The following is a 19983-nucleotide window of genomic DNA, read 5'->3' as shown; positions in this document are numbered from 1 at the left end:
GTCAGCGGTCCTGCGCTTCCTTGGCGTCCATTTCCGCATTGCGTTCGGCGACGCGCTTACGTTGCTCTTCGGTCAATTCGACCTTGTTGGCGGTGTCGCGCAGCATCATCAGACCACCAACGATCGAGCCGATGGCAACGACCAGAATCAACCAGGCATACCAGGGCATAGGACTCTCCTTGAAAGCAGGCGGGTTGGCGAGGGTTCGCCAACCGATCGTGCATACCACTTTGAGTGATGGGGTTTTGTCGCAGTTCCATCGCAATCACCCCCATTCTATGCCTGTTGTTTAAGGTTCACTCGAACGCTTTCAATGTCCGGTCAACATCGCATCCGCCGGTGCGTCAGCGCGCAATTGCGCGGTGAGCATGAAGTACAGGAAACCAGCCGCCATGAAGCCCAGGAAGATCAGGCCGATCAACGTGTTGAACCAGGCCATCGCCACCAGGCACACCACCGCCAGCATCAGTGCAATGAACGGCACCAGCGGGTAGCACGGGGCGCGGAAGGTGCGTTCCAGGTTCGGCTCGGTTTTACGCAGTTTGAACAGGCTGAGCATGCTCATGATGTACATCACGATGGCGCCGAACACGGCCATGGTGATCATCGCGGCAGTCAGTGTCATGCCGCCGAGGTTGATCAGGCCGTCGCTGTAGATGGCTGCAATGCCGATCACACCGCCGGCGATGATTGCCCGGTGCGGGGTTTGAAAACGCGACAATCTAGCCAGGGACGCCGGCAGGTAACCGGCCCGGGCGAGGGCGAAGAACTGCCGCGAGTAGCCGAGGATGATCCCGTGGAAACTCGCCACCAGGCCGAACAGGCCGATCCACACCAGCATATGCAACCAGCCCGAGCTTTCGCCGACCACGGTTTTCATTGCCTGCGGCAGCGGGTCGTTGATGTTCGACAGGGTGCGCCAGTCACCGACACCACCGGCGAAGAACATCACACCCATCGCCAGCAGCACAAGGGTCAGAATACCGCTGATGTAAGCCTTGGGAATCGTGCGTTTCGGGTCCTTGGCTTCTTCGGCGGCCATGGCTGCGCCTTCGATGGCGAGGAAGAACCAGATGGCAAAGGGGATGGCCGCGAACATCCCGGCAATCGCCGGGGCACCGAACACGTCGGAGCCGGCCCAGCCATTGAGCGCGAAGTTGCTGAAGCTGAATGCCGGTGCGACCACGCCCATGAACACCAGCAATTCAGCGACCGCCAACACGCAGACCACCAGTTCGAAGGTCGCCGCCAGTTTCACGCCCAGAATGTTGAGGCCCATGAATACGAGGTAGGCACCGACTGCCGCGTGTTTCGGGTCCAGGGCAGGAAACTGGACATTGAGGTAGGCGCCGATGGCTAGGGCAATCGCCGGTGGGGCGAAGACGAATTCGATCAGTGTCGCCAGCCCGGCGATCAAGCCGCCTTTCTCGCCAAAGGCGCGACGACTGTAGGCAAAGGGACCGCCAGCGTGAGGAATGGCGGTGGTCAGTTCGGTGAAGCTGAAAATGAAGCAGGTGTACATGGTGGCGACCATGAACGAAGTCACCAGAAAGCCCAAGGTTCCGGCCACGCCCCAGCCATAGCTCCAGCCGAAATACTCTCCGGAAATCACCAGCCCGACCGCAATGCCCCACAGGTGTAAGGTGCCCAGCGTGGGTTTGAGTTGTGTGTTCATGGGTTTGCTCCCTGAGTGGTTTGGAAAGCTCAGGGGAGGCCAGTGCAGTGGGCGTGCCATTTCGTGATTGCACGTCGTAATGGGCTGAAAGCTGTCGTATCGGGGATGTTCGCCACTGGATGCGCGAATATTGTGCGTCAGTCAGGGGCGCGCCGGTTTCAAATGCGGCTTTCGCGAGCAAGCCCGCATACCCGCTCCCCACACCCCTGCAACGCGCAGGTTTGGTATTTCAATGCCGGCGCGGGCAGCGGTTGATATTCAGGCTTGCAGATTGAGGCACTCGCGCAACGCCGTTTGCCAGTCTGGTTGGCTGACCCCCCAGTCGCGTTGCAAGCGACTGCAATCCAGGCGCGAGTTGAGCGGTCGGGCTGCGGGTGTCGGGTAGTCGCTGGACGGGATCGGTAACAGGTCGGCGCAGGGCTTGCCCTGTTGTCGCAGCGCTTCACCGATCGCCTGGGCGAAGCCGAACCAGGAGGTCTCACCTTGAGCGCTCAGGTGATAAGTACCCCAGTTGGCAACCTGACTCGTCTGCCAGCGTTCAATCAGGGCAAGGGTGCTATTGGCGATTGTACCGGCCCATGTAGGTGCGCCGATTTGATCGGCGACTACACGTAACTCAGGTTTCTCTTGCAGCAGACGTTGCATCGTCAGTAGAAAGTTGCGGCCATGAGTCGAGTAGACCCAGCTGGTACGCAGAATCAGATGTTTACCTTGCACGTCTCTGATGGCCTGTTCACCGGCCAGCTTGCTCTTGCCGTACACCCCGAGCGGATTGGGCGTGTCGTCCTCGTTGTAAGGTCCGGCTTTCATCCCGTCGAATACATAGTCCGTGGAGTAATGTATCAACGGGATGTCGAGGGCCAGCGCTTCTTCGGCCAGGATGCCGGGAGCTACGGCGTTAATGGCAAAGGCTGATTGCGGTTCACTTTCTGCCAGATCAACCGCTGTATGGGCCGCCGCGTTGATGATCAGATCGGGTCGAATGTTTTGCACTTGATGGCGAATCTGATCGGGCTGCGCGAGATCGAGCTGATCGCGACCCAATACGACCAGTTCACCGACAGCCCCCAGCCGCTGTTGCAATTCATGTGAAACCTGACCGTGTCGACCATTGATGAGTATTTTCACGGGAACAGTCCAGTCTCGTTACCGGGCGAATCGGGCTCGCACAGGTTCATTGCTCTTCCCCTGCCAGCTTGGCCAGGTACTGGCCATACCCGGTTTTGCCAAAGTACCGGGCGCGCTCCATCAACTGTTCGCGGTTGATCCAGGCGTTTTCATAGGCGATCTCTTCGAGACAGGCGACTTTGAGACCCTGGCGGTGTTCGATGGTCTGCACGTACTGAGAGGCTTCGAGCAAGCTATCGTGGGTGCCGGTGTCGAGCCAGGCGAATCCTCGACCAAAACGCTCGACCTGAAGATCGCCACGTTGCAGATAGGCATTGTTGACGTCTGTGATTTCCAGCTCGCCGCGTGGCGAAGGTTTCACCGCCTTGGCGATCTCGATCACATCGTTGTCGTAGAAGTACAGGCCGGTAACGGCATAACTGGATTTCGGCGCTTTCGGTTTTTCTTCGATCGAAAGGGCACGGCCATCGCTGTCGAAATCAATCACACCGAAGCGCTCGGGGTCCTTGACCCAGTAGCCGAACACGGTGGCGCCGGAGGTGCGTTTTGCCGCGTTCTGCAATTGTTCGCCAAAGTGTTGACCATGGAAGATGTTGTCGCCCAGGATCAGGCACACAGGGTCATCGCCAATGAACTCTTCGCCAATCAGAAAGGCCTGGGCCAGACCGTCCGGTGATGGCTGCTCGGCAAAGCTGAAATTCACCCCGAACTGGCTGCCGTCACCCAGCAGATTGCGATATTGGGGCAGATCCTGCGGGGTGGAGATCAGCAGAATATCCTTGATACCGGCCAGCATCAGCACCGAAATCGGATAGTAGATCATTGGCTTGTCGTAGACCGGCAACAGCTGTTTCGACACTCCAAGCGTAATCGGGTGCAGGCGCGTGCCCGAGCCACCCGCCAAAACGATGCCTTTCATCATGCGAGCAGCTCCTTGGGATTGATGGCGCCAAGGCGTTCGCCCTGATAGCTGCCGTCTTGAACGCGGCGGCACCATTCCAGATTGTCCAGGTACCATTGAACGGTTTTGCGCAGGCCGGTTTCGAAGGTCTCTTCGGGCACCCAGCCCAGTTCGCGTTCAATCTTGCTGGCGTCGATTGCGTAACGCAGGTCATGACCAGGGCGATCCTGGACGAACGTGATGAGGTCGGCGTAATGCGCAACGCCCTCGGGCTTGTGCGGTGCCAATTCTTCGAGCAGGGCGCAGATGCCACGCACCACGTCGATGTTCTTTTGTTCGTTATGCCCGCCGATGTTGTAAGTCTCGCCGACGGTGCCGGTGGTCACCACTTTGAGCAGCGCACGGGCGTGATCCTCGACGAACAGCCAGTCGCGAACCTGCAGGCCATTGCCATACACCGGCAGCGGCTTGCCGGCCAACGCATTGAGGATGACCAGCGGAATCAGTTTCTCGGGGAAGTGGAACGGCCCGTAATTGTTCGAGCAATTGGTCAGCAGCACCGGCAAGCCATAGGTCCGCTGCCAGGCGCGGACCAGATGGTCGGACGCTGCCTTGCTGGCGGAGTAGGGCGAGCTCGGCGCGTAGGGCGTCGTTTCCGTGAACAGATCATCGACACCGTGCAGGTCGCCGTAAACCTCGTCAGTGGAAATGTGATGAAAGCGGAAGGCGCTTTTCTCAGGTTCCGGGAGGGCTTGCCAATAGGCTCGGGCGGCTTCGAGCAGGCTGTAGGTGCCGACAATGTTGGTCTGGATGAATTCCGATGGCCCGTCGATGGAACGATCGACGTGGGACTCCGCTGCCAGGTGCATGATCGCGTGAGGCTGAAAGCGCGCCAGCACTGCACTGACGGTCGCCTGATCGACAATATCGGCCTGAACGAACTCGTAGCGAGTGTCGTTGGCAATGCTGGTCAGCGACTCGAGATTGCCGGCATACGTCAGTTTGTCCAGGTTGAGCACTTCATGCTCAGTGTGTTGAATCAGCTCGCGGACAAGGGCCGAGCCTATGAAACCGGCTCCGCCGGTAATTAGGATACGCACGTTGGGCCAGCCTTTTTCAGTAATGCGAATAGAGGTAGCTTGCAGGCGCAAGCGGGGAGGTGCAAGAGATCCTGACCCCAATCGGTTGCGTCGCGTCATTTGGGCCGGATTATCCATGACTTGCAACCAGCACTCACTACTCTCGCGCACAATTTAACGCTCTACGTACGACACTCCCGGTTTTTTCCGTGCTGGAACGCCTTCCCGCACCCTGTAACCCCCGCGTAAACCCACTCTTTACGCTTTCTTTATGCCCTGCGGGCACCCTCGATCTCGTTCCTTTACAGCCTCCTTTCCGACAATGACTCCACACGCGGCAATACGCCGTAACACGGAGAACTTCCATGAGCGTTCTGGACGGGGTGTCGCTGCTGCTGGCAGTGGGGCTGTTCATTTATCTGTTTGTTGCGCTGCTGCGCGCGGACCGGAACTAGGAGCGGCTATGCACAGTTATGACTATTGGCTGATCCTCGGTTTTTTTGCCCTGGTTTTGGTCCCGGCGCCGTTTCTCGGGCGCTTCTACTACAAGGTGATGGAAGGGCAGCGCACCTGGCTGACGCCGATTCTCGGTCCGGTCGAACGTGGTTGTTATCGTCTGGCCGGCGTCGATCCGCAAGCCGAACAGAGCTGGCAGAAATACGCCCTGGCCTTGATTGCCTTCAACCTCGCGGGTTTCCTGCTGCTGTTCACGATCCTGTTGTTCCAGGACCACCTGCCGCTCAACCCGCAGAACCTGCCGGGTCAGGAGTGGACGCTGGCGTTCAACACCGCCGTCAGCTTCATGACCAACACCAACTGGCAGGCATACAGCGGCGAAGCGTCCCTGAGCTACTTGAGCCAGATGGCTGGCCTCACCGTGCAGAACTTCGTCAGCGCCGCCACCGGTCTGGCGGTACTGGTCGCGCTGTGTCGCGGCATCGGCCGCAAATCCACCCGGACTCTGGGCAACTTCTGGGTCGACATGACCCGTGCCACCCTCTACGGCTTGCTGCCGCTGTGCCTGCTGCTGGCGCTGTACCTGGTCTGGCAGGGCGTGCCGCAAACTTTCGCGCAGTACGTGAATGCAGTGACCATGCAGGGTGTTGACCAAGTGATTCCGCTGGGACCGGCTGCCAGTCAGATTGCCATCAAGCAATTGGGCACCAATGGTGGTGGCTTCTTCGGCGTGAACTCGGCGCATCCGTTCGAGAACCCGACGGCGTGGAGCAATCTGTTCGAAGTGGCCTCGATCATCCTGATCCCGGTGGCGCTGGTGTTCACCTTCGGTCACTACGTAAAGGACCTGCGTCAGAGTCGGGCGATCATCGCCTGCATGCTGGCGCTGTTCCTGATCGGCGGCGCGACCTCGCTGTGGGCTGAATACCAACCTAACCCTGCCTTGAACAACGTCGCTGTCGAGCAGACCGCGCCGCTGGAAGGCAAGGAAGCGCGTTTCGGCACCACCGCCACCGTGCTCTGGTCGGTGACCACTACGTCCGCGTCGAACGGTTCGGTAAACGGCATGCACGACAGCCTCAACCCACTGAGCGGCATGGTGGCCCTGGTCAACATGATGGTCGGCGAAGTGATCTTCGGCGGCGTTGGCGCCGGGCTCTACGGCATGTTGCTCAACGTGCTGATCGCGGTGTTCCTCGCCGGCCTGATGATCGGTCGTACTCCGGAATACCTCGGCAAGAAACTGCAAGCCAGGGAAGTGCAATTGCTGGTGGTGACCCTGATGGTCATGCCGATTGGCGTACTGGTGCTCGGCGCGATCGCCGCCAGCCTGCCAGGCCCGGTGGCTGCGGTGAGCAACCCTGGGCCTCACGGATTCAGTCAGATGCTCTACGCCTACACCTCGGCCAGTGCCAACAACGGTTCCGCTTTCGCTGGCTTTGGCGCCAATACCCCCTTCCACAACCTGATGCTGGGCCTGGGCATGTTGATCGGTCGCTTCGGCTACATCCTCCCGGTCCTGGCCCTGGCCGGCAGCCTGGCGCTGAAGAAAACCGCCCCGATCGGGCAGAACAGCTTCCCGACCCACGGCCCGCTATTCGTGACCCTGCTGACCGTGACCATTTTGCTGGTGGGCGGCCTGACATTCTTGCCGACTTTGGCACTGGGCCCAATCGCTGAACATCTGGGTATGGCTGCTTTTGGGTTAAAGAGCTAAGGAGCTGATGATGAATATGCCCGTAACCAAAACCGTCGCCGCCAAGGCACCGGAACAAACTAAAACCGCGATCTCGGCCCTGTGGCGCCCGGCGCTGCTGCAAGCTTTCGTCAAGCTCGACCCACGGCAGTTGCAGCGTGCGCCGGTGATGCTGGTGGTCGAACTGACGGCGATCCTGAACACCGTGCTGTGCTTCATTCCCGACACCGCAGTGCCGACTTTCGTCGCCGCGCAAATCGCTGTGTGGCTGTGGTTCACCGTCCTGTTCGCCAACTTCGCCGAGGCCCTGGCCGAAGGTCGCGGCAAGGCCCGCGCCGACAGCCTCAAGGCCGGCAGTGAAGGCTTGAGCGCCCGGCGCAAGACCGGCAACGGCAGCTTTCAGGTGGTGCCCGCCGCCAACCTGCGCAAGGGCGATGTGGTGCGCGTCGAAGCCGGGGAGATGATCCCCGGTGACGGCGAGGTGATCGAAGGCATCGCGGCAGTCAACGAAGCGGCGATTACCGGTGAATCGGCCCCCGTGATTCGCGAGTCCGGTGGCGACCGTTCTGCCGTCACCGGCAACACGCGGCTGGTGTCCGACTGGCTGCTGGTGAAGATTACCGCCAACCCCGGTGAGTCGACCCTGGACCGCATGATCGCCCTGGTCGAAGGCGCCAAGCGCCAGAAAACCCCGAACGAAGTGGCGCTCGATATCCTGCTGATCGGCCTGACCCTGATCTTCCTGCTGGTGGTCGTCACCCTGCAACCGTTCGCCCACTTCGCCAACGGCAGCCTGCCGCTGGTGTTCCTGGTGGCGCTGTTGGTCACGTTGATTCCGACCACCATCGGCGGCTTGCTGTCGGCCATCGGTATCGCCGGTATGGATCGCCTGGTGCGCCTGAACGTGATCGCCAAGTCCGGTCGTGCGGTGGAAGCGGCGGGGGACGTGCACGTCCTGCTGCTGGACAAGACCGGCACCATCACCTTCGGTAACCGTCGTTGCTCGGCGGTGTATGCCGCGCCTGGCGTGACAGCCGGGGAGTTGGCCGAAGGCGCGTTGCTGGCCTCGCTGGCCGACGACACTGCGGAAGGCAAGTCGATCGTCGAGTACCTGCGCGGCACCCATCCGCAACCGGAACCGTCCGCTGAGGTGCTGACAGCCGTGCCATTCAGTGCCGAAACCCGCTTGTCCGGTGTCGACTATCAGGGACGCGTGTACCGCAAGGGCGCGGTGGATTCGTTGCTGGCGTTCGTTGGTCTCAAGCGTGCTGACCTGGCACCGGCCCTGTCCCGTGAAATCGACAAGATCGCCCAAAGCGGCGGCACCCCGTTGCTGGTGTGTGCCGACGGCAAGTTGCTCGGGGCGATCCACCTCAAGGACGTGGTCAAGCCCGGTATCCGCGAGCGTTTCGCCGAGTTGCGCAAACTGGGGATCCGCACCGTCATGGTCACCGGCGACAACCCATTGACCGCCGCTGCCATCGCCGCTGAGGCGGGTGTGGACGATGTGTTGGCCGAAGCCACGCCGGAGAAAAAACTGGCGCGCATTCGTCACGAGCAAAACGACGGTCGTCTGGTCGCCATGTGCGGCGACGGCGCCAACGACGCACCGGCCCTGGCCCAGGCGGACGTCGGCATGGCGATGAACGACGGCACGCAGGCGGCCCGTGAAGCGGCCAACATGGTCGACCTCGACAGCGACCCGACCAAGCTGCTGGACGTGGTGCAGATTGGCAAGGAGTTGCTGGTCACCCGCGGTGCGCTGACGACCTTTTCCATCGCCAACGACGTGGCCAAGTATTTCGCAATCCTGCCGGCGCTGTTCGCCGCGATCTACCCGCAACTGGGCGTGCTCAATGTGATGCACCTGAGCAGCCCGCAGAGCGCGATTCTCTCGGCGATCGTGTTTAACGCCCTGATCATTGTGGTGCTGATTCCGCTGGCGCTGCGCGGTGTGCGGGTTCACGCGGCGAGTGCGGCAGCGTTGTTGCGGCGCAATCTGTTGATCTACGGCCTGGGCGGGATTCTGGTGCCGTTCGTGGGGATCAAGGCGATCGACATGCTGTTGACGGCGTTGCATCTGGTTTGACTGAACACCCCCCTGTAGGAGCGAGCTCGCTCGCGATGGTGGTTAACGATAACGCGCCCTTTCTGACAAAGCGCGGCGCCTTCAGATCCATCGCGAGCAAGCTCGCTCCTACAGGTTTTTCCTGTGAATTCGAGGATTTTCAAATGTCCACATTGATACGCCCGGCCCTGAGCCTGCTGGTCCTGATGACGCTGATCACCGGCGTCGCTTATCCACTGGTGGTCACCGGCGTGGCCCAGGTCGCGTTCCCGGATCAGGCCAACGGCAGCCTGGTGCGGGATGCCGAGGGCAAGGTCCGCGGGTCCTCTCTGATCGCTCAGGATTTCGTTGGCGACGCCTGGTTCCACCCACGTCCTTCGGCCGGTGCCTTTGCCACCGTGTCGAGCAGTGCCAGCAACCTGTCGCCGAGCAACCCGGCGCTGGCGATGCGGGTGATCGACGATGCCAGCAAACTGCTGGTGCCAGACCAGGGACCGGTGCCATTGGCGCTGGTCACTACGTCCGGCAGCGGTCTCGATCCGCACTTGCCTCCGGCGGCGATTGCCTATCAACTGGCGCGTGTCGCGACGGCGCGCAATCTGCCGGTAGCGACCCTGCAACAACTGCTGGACGCCCACACCGAGCAGCCATTGGTAGGCCCGCCGGTGGTGAATGTGCTTGAGTTGAATCGGGCGCTGGAAAAACTGTAAATCAGCGGCGCTGCCAATCGCGGGCAAGCCCGCTCTCACATTGGAGTGCGTACACCTGTGGGAGCGGGCTTGCTCGCGAAGACTGCAGAACAGTCACTACATCAATCCAGGTAAAAAGAGACCCCAAGCATGAGCAACTCCGGCCGCGCCGACGCGCTGTTAGCAGACCTGCCCCGCGATGGCCGTGGCCGGCTCAAAGTGTTTCTAGGTGCCGCGCCGGGTGTCGGCAAGACCTACGCCATGCTGCAAGCGGCCCATACCCAGTTACGCCAAGGGGTGAAAGTCATTGCCGGCGTCGTCGAAACCCACGGCCGGGCCGAAACCGAAGCACTGCTCGGCGGCTTGTCGCAGCAGCCGTTGGTACGATCCGAATACCGTGGCGTGTTGCTCGAAGAAATGGACCTTGACGGTCTGCTCCTCGCCAAACCCAAGCTGGTGCTGGTCGACGAACTGGCGCACACCAACGCACCCGGCAGTCGTCACGAAAAACGCTGGCAGGACATTCAGGAACTGCTCGCCGCCGGCATCGATGTGTACACCACGGTCAACGTCCAGCACCTGGAAAGCCTCAACGATCAGGTGCGCGGCATCACCGGTGTGCAGGTCCGCGAAACCCTGCCGGACTGGGTATTGCAGGAAGCTTATGAACTGCTGCTGATCGACTTGCCACCACGGGAGCTGCTCGAGCGATTGCGCGATGGCAAGGTCTATGTGCCGGAGCAGGCGCGGGCGGCCATCGATGCGTTCTTTTCCCAGACCAACCTGACGGCCCTGCGCGAACTGGCGATGCAAACCGCGGCGGCTCAAGTCGATAACGATCTGGCCCAAGGGTATCGTCAGTTGGGGCAAGCGGCGCCGGCCGTGCGCGGGCGTTTGCTGGTAGGGGTCGACGGCGATGCCCAGGCCGAGCGCCTGGTGCGTCATGCCAGTCGCGTGGCTCAGCGGCGGCACTTGCCCTGGAGCCTGGTGCACGTGGACAACGGCAGCGTGCGTGACGAGCAGTCCCGCCTGCGCCTGCAAAGCGCCCAGCAACTGGCCGAGCGCCTGGGCGGCGAAGTGGTGTTGCTGCGCGCCGGTGAAGTGGCGAAAACCCTGATCCAGCATGCCGCCGAACGCCGTGCCAGCCTAGTGCTGGTGGGTCAGTCCCGGCCGCGTTTGCGCCGACGTCTGTTCGGTGGCGGGTTGGCGGCGCGTCTGCTGCGTAATGCGCGCGGGCTGGAAATCAACGTTCTCGACAGCGATCACCAACCGCATCAACCCCATCGGCGGTCGATGCATTCACTGGTCTGGTTCGACTACGCATTGGCCGTGGTGGCGACGATTTTGGCCAGCGCTCTGGCCTGGGCCGTGGCGAGCGTACTGCCACTGCCGAACATCTCCCTGGTGTTCCTTGCGGCGGTATTGCTGGTGGCGGTGCGCAGCAGTCTTGGGCCGGCGCTGGCCTGTGCGGCGCTGTCGTTCCTGACCTATGACTTCCTGTTCATTCCGCCGAATTTCTCTTTCAGCATCCAGCGCGAAGAAGACGTGCTGACCTTACTGTTTTTCCTGCTGATGGCGGCCCTCACCGGCAACCTCGCGGCGCGCCAGCGCAGGCAATTGCAGGCACTGCGCGATACCCAGGAAGAGACCACCGAACTGCTCGACCTGTCCCGCAAACTGACCGCCGCCACCGACCGCCAGGCCGTGGTCAGCGCGGCTGCCCAGCACCTCAACGGTTGGAGCGACGTGCAACTGTGCCTGCTCAATCGCGACGGGCAAAACGGCTGGAAAGTCGAAACCGGTGGCCCCCTGGAGTTCACCGAAGCTGAGCGCGCCGCCGCCGATTGGGCCTGGCAGCACGATCAACCCGCGGGTGCGGGCACCGGCACCTTGCCGTTCGGTCGCTGGTGGTGGTGGCCGTTATCGGTGGAAGACGGCCCGCTGGCGTTGCTCGGCGTGTGCGCCAGGGAAGGCCAGGCCCTGAGCGGCCAACGCCGACGCTTGTTGACCGCGCTGACCCAACCGCTGGCCCAGGCGCTGGCCCGGGCGCAACTGGCCGATGATCTGGAAGCGGCGCGGCTGCACGGCGAAACCGAGCAACTGCGCAGCGCCTTGCTGGCTTCGGTGTCCCACGATTTACGCACACCGTTGACATCCATGCGCGGCAGTATCGATAGCCTGCTGGCCCTGGGTGAAGCGATCCCGCTGGAGGATCGACGTGAACTGCTCGAAGGCACCCGTGATGAAGCCGAGCGCCTGGACCGCTACATTCAAAATCTGCTCGACATGACCCGGCTCGGCCACGGTGCCCTGAAGCTGGCACGGGACTGGGTATCGCCGGCAGACATCGTCGGCAGTGCGCTCAACCGTCTGCGGACAGTCCTTGCGCCGTTGCAGGTCAGCACCGACGTGCCGGCGGAGTTACCGTTGCTGTTCGTGCATGCCGCACTGATCGAACAGGCACTGATCAACGTGATGGAAAACGCCGCGCGGTTTTCGCCACCCCGCGGGCGTTTGCAATTGTGCGCAGGGGCTGATGACAGTGAGCTGTTTTTCTCGGTCAGCGACGAGGGCCCGGGGATTCCGGAGGAGGATCGGGCGAAGATTTTCGACATGTTCTATACCGCGGCGCGGGGTGATCGCGGCGGGCAGGGTACCGGGCTGGGGCTGGCGATTTGTCAGGGCATGGTCGGTGCCCATGGCGGGCGTATCAGCGTCGCCGACGGCATCGAGGGGCGCGGCACCTGCATCGCGTTGCACCTGCCGCTACAGGCTCAGCCGGGATACGAAAGTGAAGCCTGATCGCGCTTGCGCTACTCTCTTGCCACTTCTTTGTATTGATGTGAATTCATGAGCCAGACCGCGACCATTTTGGTCATTGACGACGAACCGCAGATCCGCAAATTCCTGCGCATCAGCCTCGCTTCCCAGGGCTACAAAGTGCTGGAGGCGGGCACCGGAAGTGAAGGATTGGCGCAAGCTGCGTTGAACAAACCGGACTTGCTGGTACTCGATCTCGGCTTGCCGGACATGGACGGCCAACAGGTATTGCGCGATTTTCGCGAATGGTCGACGGTGCCGGTACTGGTGCTCTCTGTGCGCGCCAGTGAAGGGCAGAAAGTCGAGGCCCTGGATGGCGGCGCCAATGACTATGTGACCAAGCCATTCGGCATTCAGGAGTTCCTGGCGCGGATCCGTGCGTTATTGCGCCAGGCGCCCGCAGGCGAGGTGCAACAAGCGGAGCTGAACTTCGGTCCGTTGACGGTCGACCTGGCGTATCGCCGGGTGCTGCTCGACGATGTTGAAGTCGCGCTGACTCGCAAGGAGTACGCCGTGCTGGCGCAACTGGCGCGGCATCCCGGGCGGGTGATCACCCAGCAGCAATTGCTCAAGGACATCTGGGGGCCGACCCATACCGAAGACACTCACTACCTGCGCATCGTGGTCGGGCATTTGCGCCAGAAACTGGCGGATGACCCGACCCGGCCACGGTTCATCGTGACCGAGGCTGGGGTGGGGTATCGGTTGTTGAGTGAAGGCAGCCTTTAGAACTTCGTTGCCTGGTCTGACGTCATCGCGAGCAAGCTCGCTCCCACATAGGATCCTGGTCAGACACACATTTTGTGAACACCAAAGATTCACTGTGGGAGCGAGCTTGCTCGCGATGAGGCCCTTGCATTCAATCGAGAATTTTCAGACGTTCAGTTCTGCTCATTCTCATACCGGTCCAGCGTATCCCGCGCAATCTCCCGTCCCAGCGCGATCAACTCCGGCGCCTTGTAGAACTCGAAAAACCGACACACGCGCTTGGGCACGTTGATCAGGATGTCCGGCGGATACCCGGCAATCTTGTACTGCGCCAGTGACGTCTGCATCACCTCGAAACTCTGGTTGATCAAATCCAGCAAGGACGCCGGCCCGACGTTGTCGATGATGAACGAACCGGTGGCGGAGCGGGGGGCGCCACTGGTTTCCGGAGCGGCCGCGGGTTGCTGCGCCTGGGGCTCGGCGGATTCGATCCACGGGTTGAGCTCCGCACCTTCGGCCTTCAAGGCTTCCTGTTCCAGAATCAACAATTGCTCGGCTTGTTTGCGCCGGAACGGCAACTTCGAGCCGACGGAGTTGATCAAGCTGTCGAAGCGGGTCTTGAAGGCGGCGGGACGCTGGATGACCGGCAATTGATAGTGGCGCTGGTTGGTGGCGTTGAGGTTGACCGCGATGATCAAGTCGCAATGGCTCGACACCACCGGCACGATCGGCAGCGGGTTGAGAATGCCGCCATCGACCAGCATGCGGTTGCCTTGCATCACCGGGGTAAACAGGCTGGGAATCGCTGCCGAGGCGCGCATGGCCTGATGCAGGCAACCTTCCTGGAACCAGATTTCCTGCTGGTTGGTCAGGTCGGTGGCAACCGCGGTGTAGGGGATGCGCAAATCTTCGATGTTGATCTCGCCGACGATCTTGCGGATCTGTCCGAAGACTTTCTCGCCACGGATCGCCCCCAGACGAAAACTGACGTCCACCAGACGCAACACGTCGAGATAATCCAGGCTCTCGATCCAGTCACGGTAGTCATTGAGTTTGCCGGCGGCGTAGATCCCTCCCACCACCGCGCCCATGGAGCATCCGGCGATACAGGCAATGTCATAGCCGCGCCGTTCGATCTCTTCAATGACCCCGATATGTGCATAACCCCGGGCTCCACCCGAGCCCAATACCAGTGCGACACGCTTTTTCATGAATCGCCCTCGTTTCAATGGTTCAACAATGCACCCATCGAGGGCCATGCTTCAATCGCCATGGTCGTTCGAGGGGACAAGAGCGTCGTATTTTCGACACTCCATGGCGGCACATGGTTATTCTCGTCGGCGCTATAGTTTGCACAGCGGACCAACGGCACTTTTCAGGTGCCACAACGTCTTACCTGCATGACTGTTGACCTATTCTTGAGGAGTGAGTGATGAAAGCCTGGATCTGCGTGCCTTTGATTGCCCTGGCGTTGGCTGGTTGTGCCGGCAAAACCGCTTATCGCGACAGCTGCGGTAGTAACCTGGATGCGGCATGGCATGAACTGGACCTGGCCAAAGCCGAAGGTTTCGCCGGGACCGTCAGCTACTCCAAGGCCCTTTCGTTGTTGACCGCGGCCAAGACCCAGCAGCAATTCGAGGGGTTCGAAGGCTGCACCAAGAAAGCCGAGAAGGCTCGTTTCTATATTCGTGAATCGCGCGCAGGGCGTTAAAAGCAAAAAGCGGTGACAAGCTCTAAACTGCAAGAGCCTTCGAGCTTGCAGCCTGGAGCTTGCAGCCTGGCGCTGTTTACGGAGTAAACCCCCATGATCGATCGGTTGGTGGCTCGGGTTCTGGGCCTGGAAGTTCGTCTGCTGGCCTGTCAGGCCCGCTTGAAAGAGCGTACAGACCCTGAAGCGTTACATGATCTGCGTACAACCATGCGACGGTTACGCAGTCTGTTGCGACCCTTGCGCGGGTTGCCCGGCGTCGAACAACTGGAAGCGGCGGCCTCCCGGGTGGGCGATCTGACCACGCCATTGCGTGATCGCGAAGTGCTGGCGGCGTACCTGCTCCAGCACCATCAACCCCAAGCCGCACAGTGGCGCATGGCGCAAATGGCCGAGGCTTACCCGGCCGTGGCGACCAGTCCAGAACTCGCGCAAATGTTGATCGTCCTCGATGCGTTTCCGCGTTTTCTGCGTGCCGCCCAGCGCCAGGGATTGCTCAAGGGCCTGCGCAAGCGCATCGAAAAACGCCTGGGCAAGCAATGGAAAAAACTCGACGAGGCACTGCACGATCCGACCCACGACCGTCATCGGCTGCGCCTGCTGATCAAGCGCGTGCGCTATGGCATCGACGCTTACCCCGAACTGGACCGTTTGCCGAAAGCGGCCATGCCCCGGCTGAAATCGGCCCAGGGTGCGCTGGGCGACTGGCACGATTGCGTGCAATGGCTGGCGATGGCTGAACGGGAAGCGGATTTGCAACCCTGTGTTGCCGTATGGGAAGCCACTATGGCCGAGGCCGAAACCCGAGCGGACCGCGTTCTGGAAAAATTCAGCAAGGCCTGTTTCAAATCCTGAGACCACTCGAGATCCTTTGTGGGAGCGAGCCTGCTCGCGATGAGGTCATGACATTCAACATTGATGTTGGCTGTCCGGGCGCTATCGCGAGCAGGCTCGTTCCTGCAGGTTATATGTCCGGCACGAGCCTTGTGCGACTTATCTGTCAGTCAATTTGGCCGGAATAGGCGATGTATCCACGTCGCCAGATGGTTAAGATCCCTTCATCTTTTTTCATTCCCAGAGGTTTTCATGCGTTTTTCCGAACTGCTCAACGCTGTCCGCAGCCAGCCGATGGAGCTGTCTATCCCGGCATCCTGGGCCCAGGGGCGAGCCAGTTTCGGTGGCCTGGTGGCCGCTTTGCAGTACGAAGTCATGCGCGCCCGGGTTCCGGCGGATCGGCCGGTGCGTTCGTTGGCAATCACCTTTGTCGGCCCGGTTGAGCCCGAGGTGCCGGTCAGTTTTGACGTCGAGGTGCTGCGCGAAGGCAAGGCCGTCAGCCAAGTGCTGGGCCGGGTAATGCAGAAGGGCCAGGTGGTGACGTTGATCCAGGGCAGCTTCGGCGCCTCGCGACCTTCGGAAGTGGCGGTGGCCGCTGAACCGGCACCTGAAATGAAGCACTGGGACGAATGCCAGGAATTGCCTTTCGTCGAAGGCGTCATCCCGGAGTTCATGCGGCATCTGGCGATGCGCTGGAGTGTCGGCGGGCTGCCGTTCAGCGGTAGCACATCCCGGCAAATGGGTGGCTGGGTACGTTTGCGCGGCGACGTAAAGGAAGAGGCTATCGGCGAGGCGCATATCCTGGCGCTGGTGGACGCCTGGCCGCCGGCCCTGATGCCGTTTTTGAAGAAGCCGGCGATGGGCAGCACGCTGACCTGGACCATCGAATTCGTGCAGCCGCTGCTGGAACTGAACACCCTGGACTGGTGCAAATACCTCGTCGAAACCGAATACGCCGCCGACGGCTACGGGCATGCCGCCGCAAAAATGTGGAGCGCGGATGGCCGGTTGATCGCCATGAGCCGGCAGACCGTGACTGTGTTCGCCTGATCAGTGCCGGCGGTGGCGCTCACGCCAGGCGCGCCACCAGCCGCCGCTGAGGAAGAACCGTGGAAACGTCAGGAACTGCTCGACCAACAGGCGTGATACCGCATCCTTGCGATCACTGAAGGGTTCGGAGGCTTGGGTCTCCAGGTTGTGGCCGTGGCGTTGCAAGGCCAGCGCCGCAATCACACCGATTACGCCGATGGCGATATTTGCCAGGCTCAGGCTGAACACCCCGGTCACAATCAGCAGAAATGCCACGATGAACAGCGGCACCGCGATCAGGTGCAGCACCAGATTGGTCGGGTGCTGATGATTGTTCGGGTAGGCTCGCCATTGCCAGGCGGGTAGGTTGGGGTGACGTTTGCCCATGATGCCGATCCTCGATCCATGTTGAACACATGTGATTAAGAATAGGCCCGGTCTATGCTGGCGGCGAATCAAGGCTGGCTATTGGCTTGATAGGTGCCATGACTGGAATAGATGGTGCCAGTTCTGAAGCCTTCGCGAGCAAGCCCGTTCCTACATTTTGACCGTATTCCAATGAAAGAACGCGGTCACCTGTGGGAGCGGGCTTGCCCGCGAAGAGGCCCTCAAAGTTTGAGCTGACCTATCGCCTTGCTTAATTCCCCGGCCAACGCCGCCAGCTCATTGCTGGTGATCGCCGAAGTCACCGTCTGCTGCACCGTGTTCTCGGTCACGTCACGGATGCTCACCACCGCCCGGTTCATCTCCTCCGCCACCTGGCTCTGCTGCTCGGCCGCCACCGCGATCTGCGTGTTGCTTTCACGCATCTGCGCCACCGCTCCGGTGATCTCGGCCAATGCCGCGCCGGCCTCTTGCGCCTGTTGTACGCAGTCGTCGGCCTTGAACGAGCTCTCTTGCATGAAATCCACGGCGTCCCGTGTGCCGGCCTGCAACGCCGAGACCATGAGGGTGATCTCATCCGTGGAGGCCTGCACGCGTTTGGCGAGGTTGCGTACTTCATCGGCGACTACCGCGAAACCGCGACCCATTTCGCCGGCCCGGGCCGCTTCGATGGCGGCGTTGAGCGCCAACAGGTTGGTTTGCTCGGCGATGCTGTGAATCACGTTGACCACGCCGTTGATTTTCTGGCTGTCCTCGGCCAGGCGTTGAATCATCTCGGCAGTCTGCTGGACGCCGGTGGACAGTCCGGCAATCGACCGCTGCACCCGTGTCACAACCGCCTGCCCGCTGCCGGCCAGGGTATCGGCCGATTGCGAAAGGTCACGGGTGGCACCGGCGTGTTGAGCGATGTGATAGACCGTGGCGGTCATTTCGTTGATCGCTGTGGCGGCCTGATCGGTTTCGCTTTGCTGGCCCAGCATGCCGTGGCGCACTTCATTCATGCTGGCCGCCAGCCGTGCGGCGCCGACGTCCAGTTGCCGGGCGGTGCTGGCGACGGTGTTGACCACCCGTTGATAACCGGCCTGCATGGCGTTGAAGGCGTTGGCCATTTGTCCGACTTCGTCGCTGCAGGCCAATGGCACGCGGGCCGACAGGTCGCCGGTTTTCTCCACGTGCAACATGACGTCTTTCAAGGTGTTGAGCTGGCTGAGCAGGAAGCGGATCAATAACTGCGATGCACCGAGCATTGCCAGCATCAGGACGAACACCGCCACCGCGTAGTTGGCAAAACGCTCGTTGAACACCTGGCTCAGGCTCGGACCATGGGCAATCACGGCGACCCGCTGGCCGTCGGCACGGGTAAACACTTCGGCACCCATCAGCGGATTGTCACCGAACAGCGGCATCACGTTGATCTCGACCCAACCATTGGCGTCGGCCAGTTCTTGCACGGGTTGCTCATTGAGCGTGGGTGCCTGTCCTCGGCTGAACGCAAGGAAGTTGTCGGCGTGGGGCAACGTTTGCCCGGCGGGCCAGGCTTCGAGCAATCGCGCCTGAGCCTGGGCCGAAGCCTGGGCGGCGCGACTGCGGGCCTGCTGTTCGAGTTGCACCGCGTACAGCACCAGCAACAGAGTGGTGACGAAAGCGACGGCGTTGACCGCCCAGAATTTGTATTTCAGCGAGATATTGCTAAGCCAGGCACCCATGGAGGTCTTCTCTGATAGCGGAAACAGTTTTGGCAAGACGCCATCATTGTGCCGCTATACAGGTGACTGACTCTTGATGCAGATCAACTTCAAACCTGTGGGATTTATGGCAATCAGGAGATCAATGGCAGACCATAAAACGCCCGCGCGCACGCGGTGGTATGCGCTGCCAGATCTTCCTGGCTTTCCCCGCGATGCAGTGCCACTTCGCGCAGTACTTCGGTCAGGTACGCCGGCTCGTTTCGCCCGTTTTTCGGCTTGGGGCGCAGGCTGCGCGGCAGCAGATACGGTGCGTCGCTTTCGAGCATCAGGCGTCCGCGCTTGATCTCCTTGACCAGTGGGTGCAAATGCGTGCCCCGGCGTTCGTCGCAGATCCAGCCGGTAATGCCGATGTGCAAGTCCAGGTCGAGATAGCTGAACAGTGCCTTCTGCTCTCCAGTGAAGCAGTGCACTACGGCGGCCGGCAGTCGGTCGCGGAAGTCGCGCAGGATTTCCAGCAGGCGCTGGCTGGCGTCGCGTTCGTGCAGAAAAACCGGCAGCTGCAATTCGACGGCCATGGCCAGGTGTTCTTCGAGGACCTTCTCCTGTTGCGGGCGCGGCGAGAAATCACGGTTGAAATCCAGCCCGCATTCGCCCACGGCCACTACATTCGGCTCCAGGAGCAAGCTGCGCAAACGTCGGGCGCTGTCGGCGTTCCAGTCGCTGGCGCAGTGAGGGTGAATACCGGCGGTGGCGAACAGGCGCTGGGCGCTTTCGTCCAGTTGCTGGCACAGCTCAAGGGCCTGTTCACTGCCCTCGACACTGGTGCCGGTCAGCACCAGTTGGCACACGCCGGCCGCGTAGGCGCGGTCAAGTACGGCTTGGTGTTTGTCGGCAAAACTGGCGTTGGTCAGGTTGACGCCGATATCGATGAGTTGCATGGTGCTACCTCGGCCCAAAGGCCGGAAAGCATATCAGAGCCGTGGATTTATAAGAAAAACCAAGAACTACAACGGGTTAACGCTGTCTCTTGAGCCGCGGACCAGGCCTGGTTGGTAGTTTTGCCATCATTGTGCCAGTCTTTCGCACGTTGCCAGCGCCTTGGGCGCTCTGTTTTTGTCGC

The 19983-nt window shown here is 61.1% G+C and carries 18 protein-coding genes; 9 read left to right on the top strand and 9 right to left on the bottom strand.

Features of this window, described 5'->3' with window-relative positions; genetic code table 11:
• Window position 1 precedes the first annotated feature (1 nt).
• From AC1Q6Y_RS15225 to rfbB, 5 genes are all read right to left on the bottom strand, one after another.
• On the bottom strand, window positions 2-169 hold the full coding sequence (locus tag AC1Q6Y_RS15225) for a DUF2897 family protein (protein WP_079246726.1): 168 nt from the start codon (window positions 167-169) through the stop codon (window positions 2-4).
• A gap of 141 nt (window positions 170-310) precedes the next feature.
• Complete coding sequence (gene eat / locus AC1Q6Y_RS15220; RefSeq protein ID WP_102671961.1) at window positions 311-1675, bottom strand: ethanolamine permease; 1365 nt, start codon at window positions 1673-1675, stop codon at window positions 311-313.
• A 258-nt stretch (window positions 1676-1933) separates the two neighbouring features.
• Window positions 1934-2803: a dTDP-4-dehydrorhamnose reductase gene (rfbD, locus tag AC1Q6Y_RS15215; protein ID WP_492624757.1), complete on the bottom strand. Its 870-nt coding sequence runs from the start codon at window positions 2801-2803 to the stop codon at window positions 1934-1936.
• A gap of 46 nt (window positions 2804-2849) precedes the next feature.
• On the bottom strand, window positions 2850-3725 hold the full coding sequence (rfbA, locus tag AC1Q6Y_RS15210) for a glucose-1-phosphate thymidylyltransferase RfbA (protein WP_057713789.1): 876 nt from the start codon (window positions 3723-3725) through the stop codon (window positions 2850-2852).
• A complete protein-coding gene (gene rfbB / locus AC1Q6Y_RS15205) occupies window positions 3722-4804 on the bottom strand; it encodes a dTDP-glucose 4,6-dehydratase (protein WP_057716576.1) in 1083 nt (360 codons plus the stop codon). The genes rfbA and rfbB overlap by 4 nt, the downstream gene beginning before the upstream one ends.
• A gap of 344 nt (window positions 4805-5148) precedes the next feature.
• On the opposite strand from rfbB, the gene kdpF reads away from it, so the two are divergent.
• From kdpF to AC1Q6Y_RS15175, 6 genes are all read left to right on the top strand, one after another.
• Window positions 5149-5238 (top strand): K(+)-transporting ATPase subunit F, encoded by a 90-nt coding sequence (kdpF, locus tag AC1Q6Y_RS15200; RefSeq protein WP_079246727.1) that lies wholly within the window; start codon window positions 5149-5151, stop codon window positions 5236-5238.
• An 8-nt stretch (window positions 5239-5246) separates the two neighbouring features.
• Window positions 5247-6956, top strand: a complete 1710-nt coding sequence (gene kdpA / locus AC1Q6Y_RS15195; RefSeq protein ID WP_349734964.1) for a potassium-transporting ATPase subunit KdpA — start codon at window positions 5247-5249, stop codon at window positions 6954-6956.
• Between the two features lie 10 nt (window positions 6957-6966).
• Complete coding sequence (gene kdpB, locus AC1Q6Y_RS15190) at window positions 6967-9024, top strand: potassium-transporting ATPase subunit KdpB (RefSeq protein ID WP_492624756.1); 2058 nt, start codon at window positions 6967-6969, stop codon at window positions 9022-9024.
• 143 nt (window positions 9025-9167) lie between these two features.
• Complete coding sequence (kdpC, locus tag AC1Q6Y_RS15185) at window positions 9168-9713, top strand: potassium-transporting ATPase subunit KdpC (RefSeq protein WP_492624755.1); 546 nt, start codon at window positions 9168-9170, stop codon at window positions 9711-9713.
• Between the two features lie 129 nt (window positions 9714-9842).
• Complete coding sequence (locus AC1Q6Y_RS15180) at window positions 9843-12494, top strand: DUF4118 domain-containing protein (RefSeq protein WP_492624754.1); 2652 nt, start codon at window positions 9843-9845, stop codon at window positions 12492-12494.
• 48 nt (window positions 12495-12542) lie between these two features.
• The gene (locus AC1Q6Y_RS15175; protein WP_159390290.1) at window positions 12543-13241 is read left to right on the top strand and encodes a response regulator; all 699 of its coding nucleotides are present in this window, start codon (window positions 12543-12545) and stop codon (window positions 13239-13241) included.
• 152 nt (window positions 13242-13393) lie between these two features.
• Here AC1Q6Y_RS15175 and AC1Q6Y_RS15170 read toward each other — a convergent pair whose 3' ends face one another.
• Window positions 13394-14431 carry a patatin-like phospholipase family protein gene (locus AC1Q6Y_RS15170; protein ID WP_057713795.1) on the bottom strand — a complete coding sequence of 346 codons (1038 nt, stop codon included), beginning with the start codon at window positions 14429-14431 and terminating at the stop codon, window positions 13394-13396.
• Between the two features lie 221 nt (window positions 14432-14652).
• Here AC1Q6Y_RS15170 and AC1Q6Y_RS15165 point away from each other — a divergent pair, with 221 nt between their 5' ends.
• From AC1Q6Y_RS15165 to AC1Q6Y_RS15155, 3 genes are all read left to right on the top strand, one after another.
• Window positions 14653-14931: a hypothetical protein gene (locus tag AC1Q6Y_RS15165; protein WP_034150181.1), complete on the top strand. Its 279-nt coding sequence runs from the start codon at window positions 14653-14655 to the stop codon at window positions 14929-14931.
• Window positions 14932-15024: 93 nt separating this feature from the next.
• Complete coding sequence (locus AC1Q6Y_RS15160; RefSeq protein WP_223502445.1) at window positions 15025-15783, top strand: CHAD domain-containing protein; 759 nt, start codon at window positions 15025-15027, stop codon at window positions 15781-15783.
• A 231-nt stretch (window positions 15784-16014) separates the two neighbouring features.
• Window positions 16015-16812 carry an acyl-CoA thioesterase gene (locus tag AC1Q6Y_RS15155; RefSeq protein WP_407514892.1) on the top strand — a complete coding sequence of 266 codons (798 nt, stop codon included), beginning with the start codon at window positions 16015-16017 and terminating at the stop codon, window positions 16810-16812.
• Here the strand turns inward: AC1Q6Y_RS15155 and AC1Q6Y_RS15150 are convergent, their stop codons facing one another.
• The 3 genes from AC1Q6Y_RS15150 to AC1Q6Y_RS15140 form a co-directional block, all read right to left on the bottom strand.
• Window positions 16813-17178 (bottom strand): DUF962 domain-containing protein, encoded by a 366-nt coding sequence (locus tag AC1Q6Y_RS15150; protein WP_057713798.1) that lies wholly within the window; start codon window positions 17176-17178, stop codon window positions 16813-16815.
• Window positions 17179-17399: 221 nt separating this feature from the next.
• The gene (locus tag AC1Q6Y_RS15145) at window positions 17400-18881 is read right to left on the bottom strand and encodes a methyl-accepting chemotaxis protein (RefSeq protein ID WP_492624753.1); all 1482 of its coding nucleotides are present in this window, start codon (window positions 18879-18881) and stop codon (window positions 17400-17402) included.
• A 113-nt stretch (window positions 18882-18994) separates the two neighbouring features.
• Window positions 18995-19801: a TatD family hydrolase gene (locus AC1Q6Y_RS15140; protein WP_057713800.1), complete on the bottom strand. Its 807-nt coding sequence runs from the start codon at window positions 19799-19801 to the stop codon at window positions 18995-18997.
• Between the last annotated feature and the right edge of the window lie 182 nt (window positions 19802-19983).

This window comes from Pseudomonas sp. GW823-FHT06E10, from assembly GCF_058794995.1.
The sequence above is the reverse complement of the archived record's forward strand: the minus strand, read 5'-3'. Positions and strand labels throughout refer to the sequence as shown.

Bases quoted from the DNA above. Each gene is read 5' to 3' on its own strand.
- AC1Q6Y_RS15225 (WP_079246726.1), bottom strand. From the start codon at position 169: ATGCCCTGGTATGCCTGGTTGATTCTGGTCGTTGCCATCGGCTCGATC.
- eat (WP_102671961.1), bottom strand. From the start codon at position 1,675: ATGAACACACAACTCAAACCCACGCTGGGCACCTTACACCTGTGGGGC.
- rfbA (WP_057713789.1), bottom strand. From the start codon at position 3,725: ATGATGAAAGGCATCGTTTTGGCGGGTGGCTCGGGCACGCGCCTGCAC.
- kdpF (WP_079246727.1), top strand. From the start codon at position 5,149: ATGAGCGTTCTGGACGGGGTGTCGCTGCTGCTGGCAGTGGGGCTGTTC.
- kdpA (WP_349734964.1), top strand. From the start codon at position 5,247: ATGCACAGTTATGACTATTGGCTGATCCTCGGTTTTTTTGCCCTGGTT.
- kdpB (WP_492624756.1), top strand. From the start codon at position 6,967: ATGAATATGCCCGTAACCAAAACCGTCGCCGCCAAGGCACCGGAACAA.
- kdpC (WP_492624755.1), top strand. From the start codon at position 9,168: ATGTCCACATTGATACGCCCGGCCCTGAGCCTGCTGGTCCTGATGACG.
- AC1Q6Y_RS15180 (WP_492624754.1), top strand. From the start codon at position 9,843: ATGAGCAACTCCGGCCGCGCCGACGCGCTGTTAGCAGACCTGCCCCGC.
- AC1Q6Y_RS15175 (WP_159390290.1), top strand. From the start codon at position 12,543: ATGAGCCAGACCGCGACCATTTTGGTCATTGACGACGAACCGCAGATC.
- AC1Q6Y_RS15170 (WP_057713795.1), bottom strand. From the start codon at position 14,431: ATGAAAAAGCGTGTCGCACTGGTATTGGGCTCGGGTGGAGCCCGGGGT.
- AC1Q6Y_RS15165 (WP_034150181.1), top strand. From the start codon at position 14,653: ATGAAAGCCTGGATCTGCGTGCCTTTGATTGCCCTGGCGTTGGCTGGT.
- AC1Q6Y_RS15160 (WP_223502445.1), top strand. From the start codon at position 15,025: ATGATCGATCGGTTGGTGGCTCGGGTTCTGGGCCTGGAAGTTCGTCTG.
- AC1Q6Y_RS15155 (WP_407514892.1), top strand. From the start codon at position 16,015: ATGCGTTTTTCCGAACTGCTCAACGCTGTCCGCAGCCAGCCGATGGAG.
- AC1Q6Y_RS15150 (WP_057713798.1), bottom strand. From the start codon at position 17,178: ATGGGCAAACGTCACCCCAACCTACCCGCCTGGCAATGGCGAGCCTAC.
- AC1Q6Y_RS15145 (WP_492624753.1), bottom strand. From the start codon at position 18,881: ATGGGTGCCTGGCTTAGCAATATCTCGCTGAAATACAAATTCTGGGCG.
- AC1Q6Y_RS15140 (WP_057713800.1), bottom strand. From the start codon at position 19,801: ATGCAACTCATCGATATCGGCGTCAACCTGACCAACGCCAGTTTTGCC.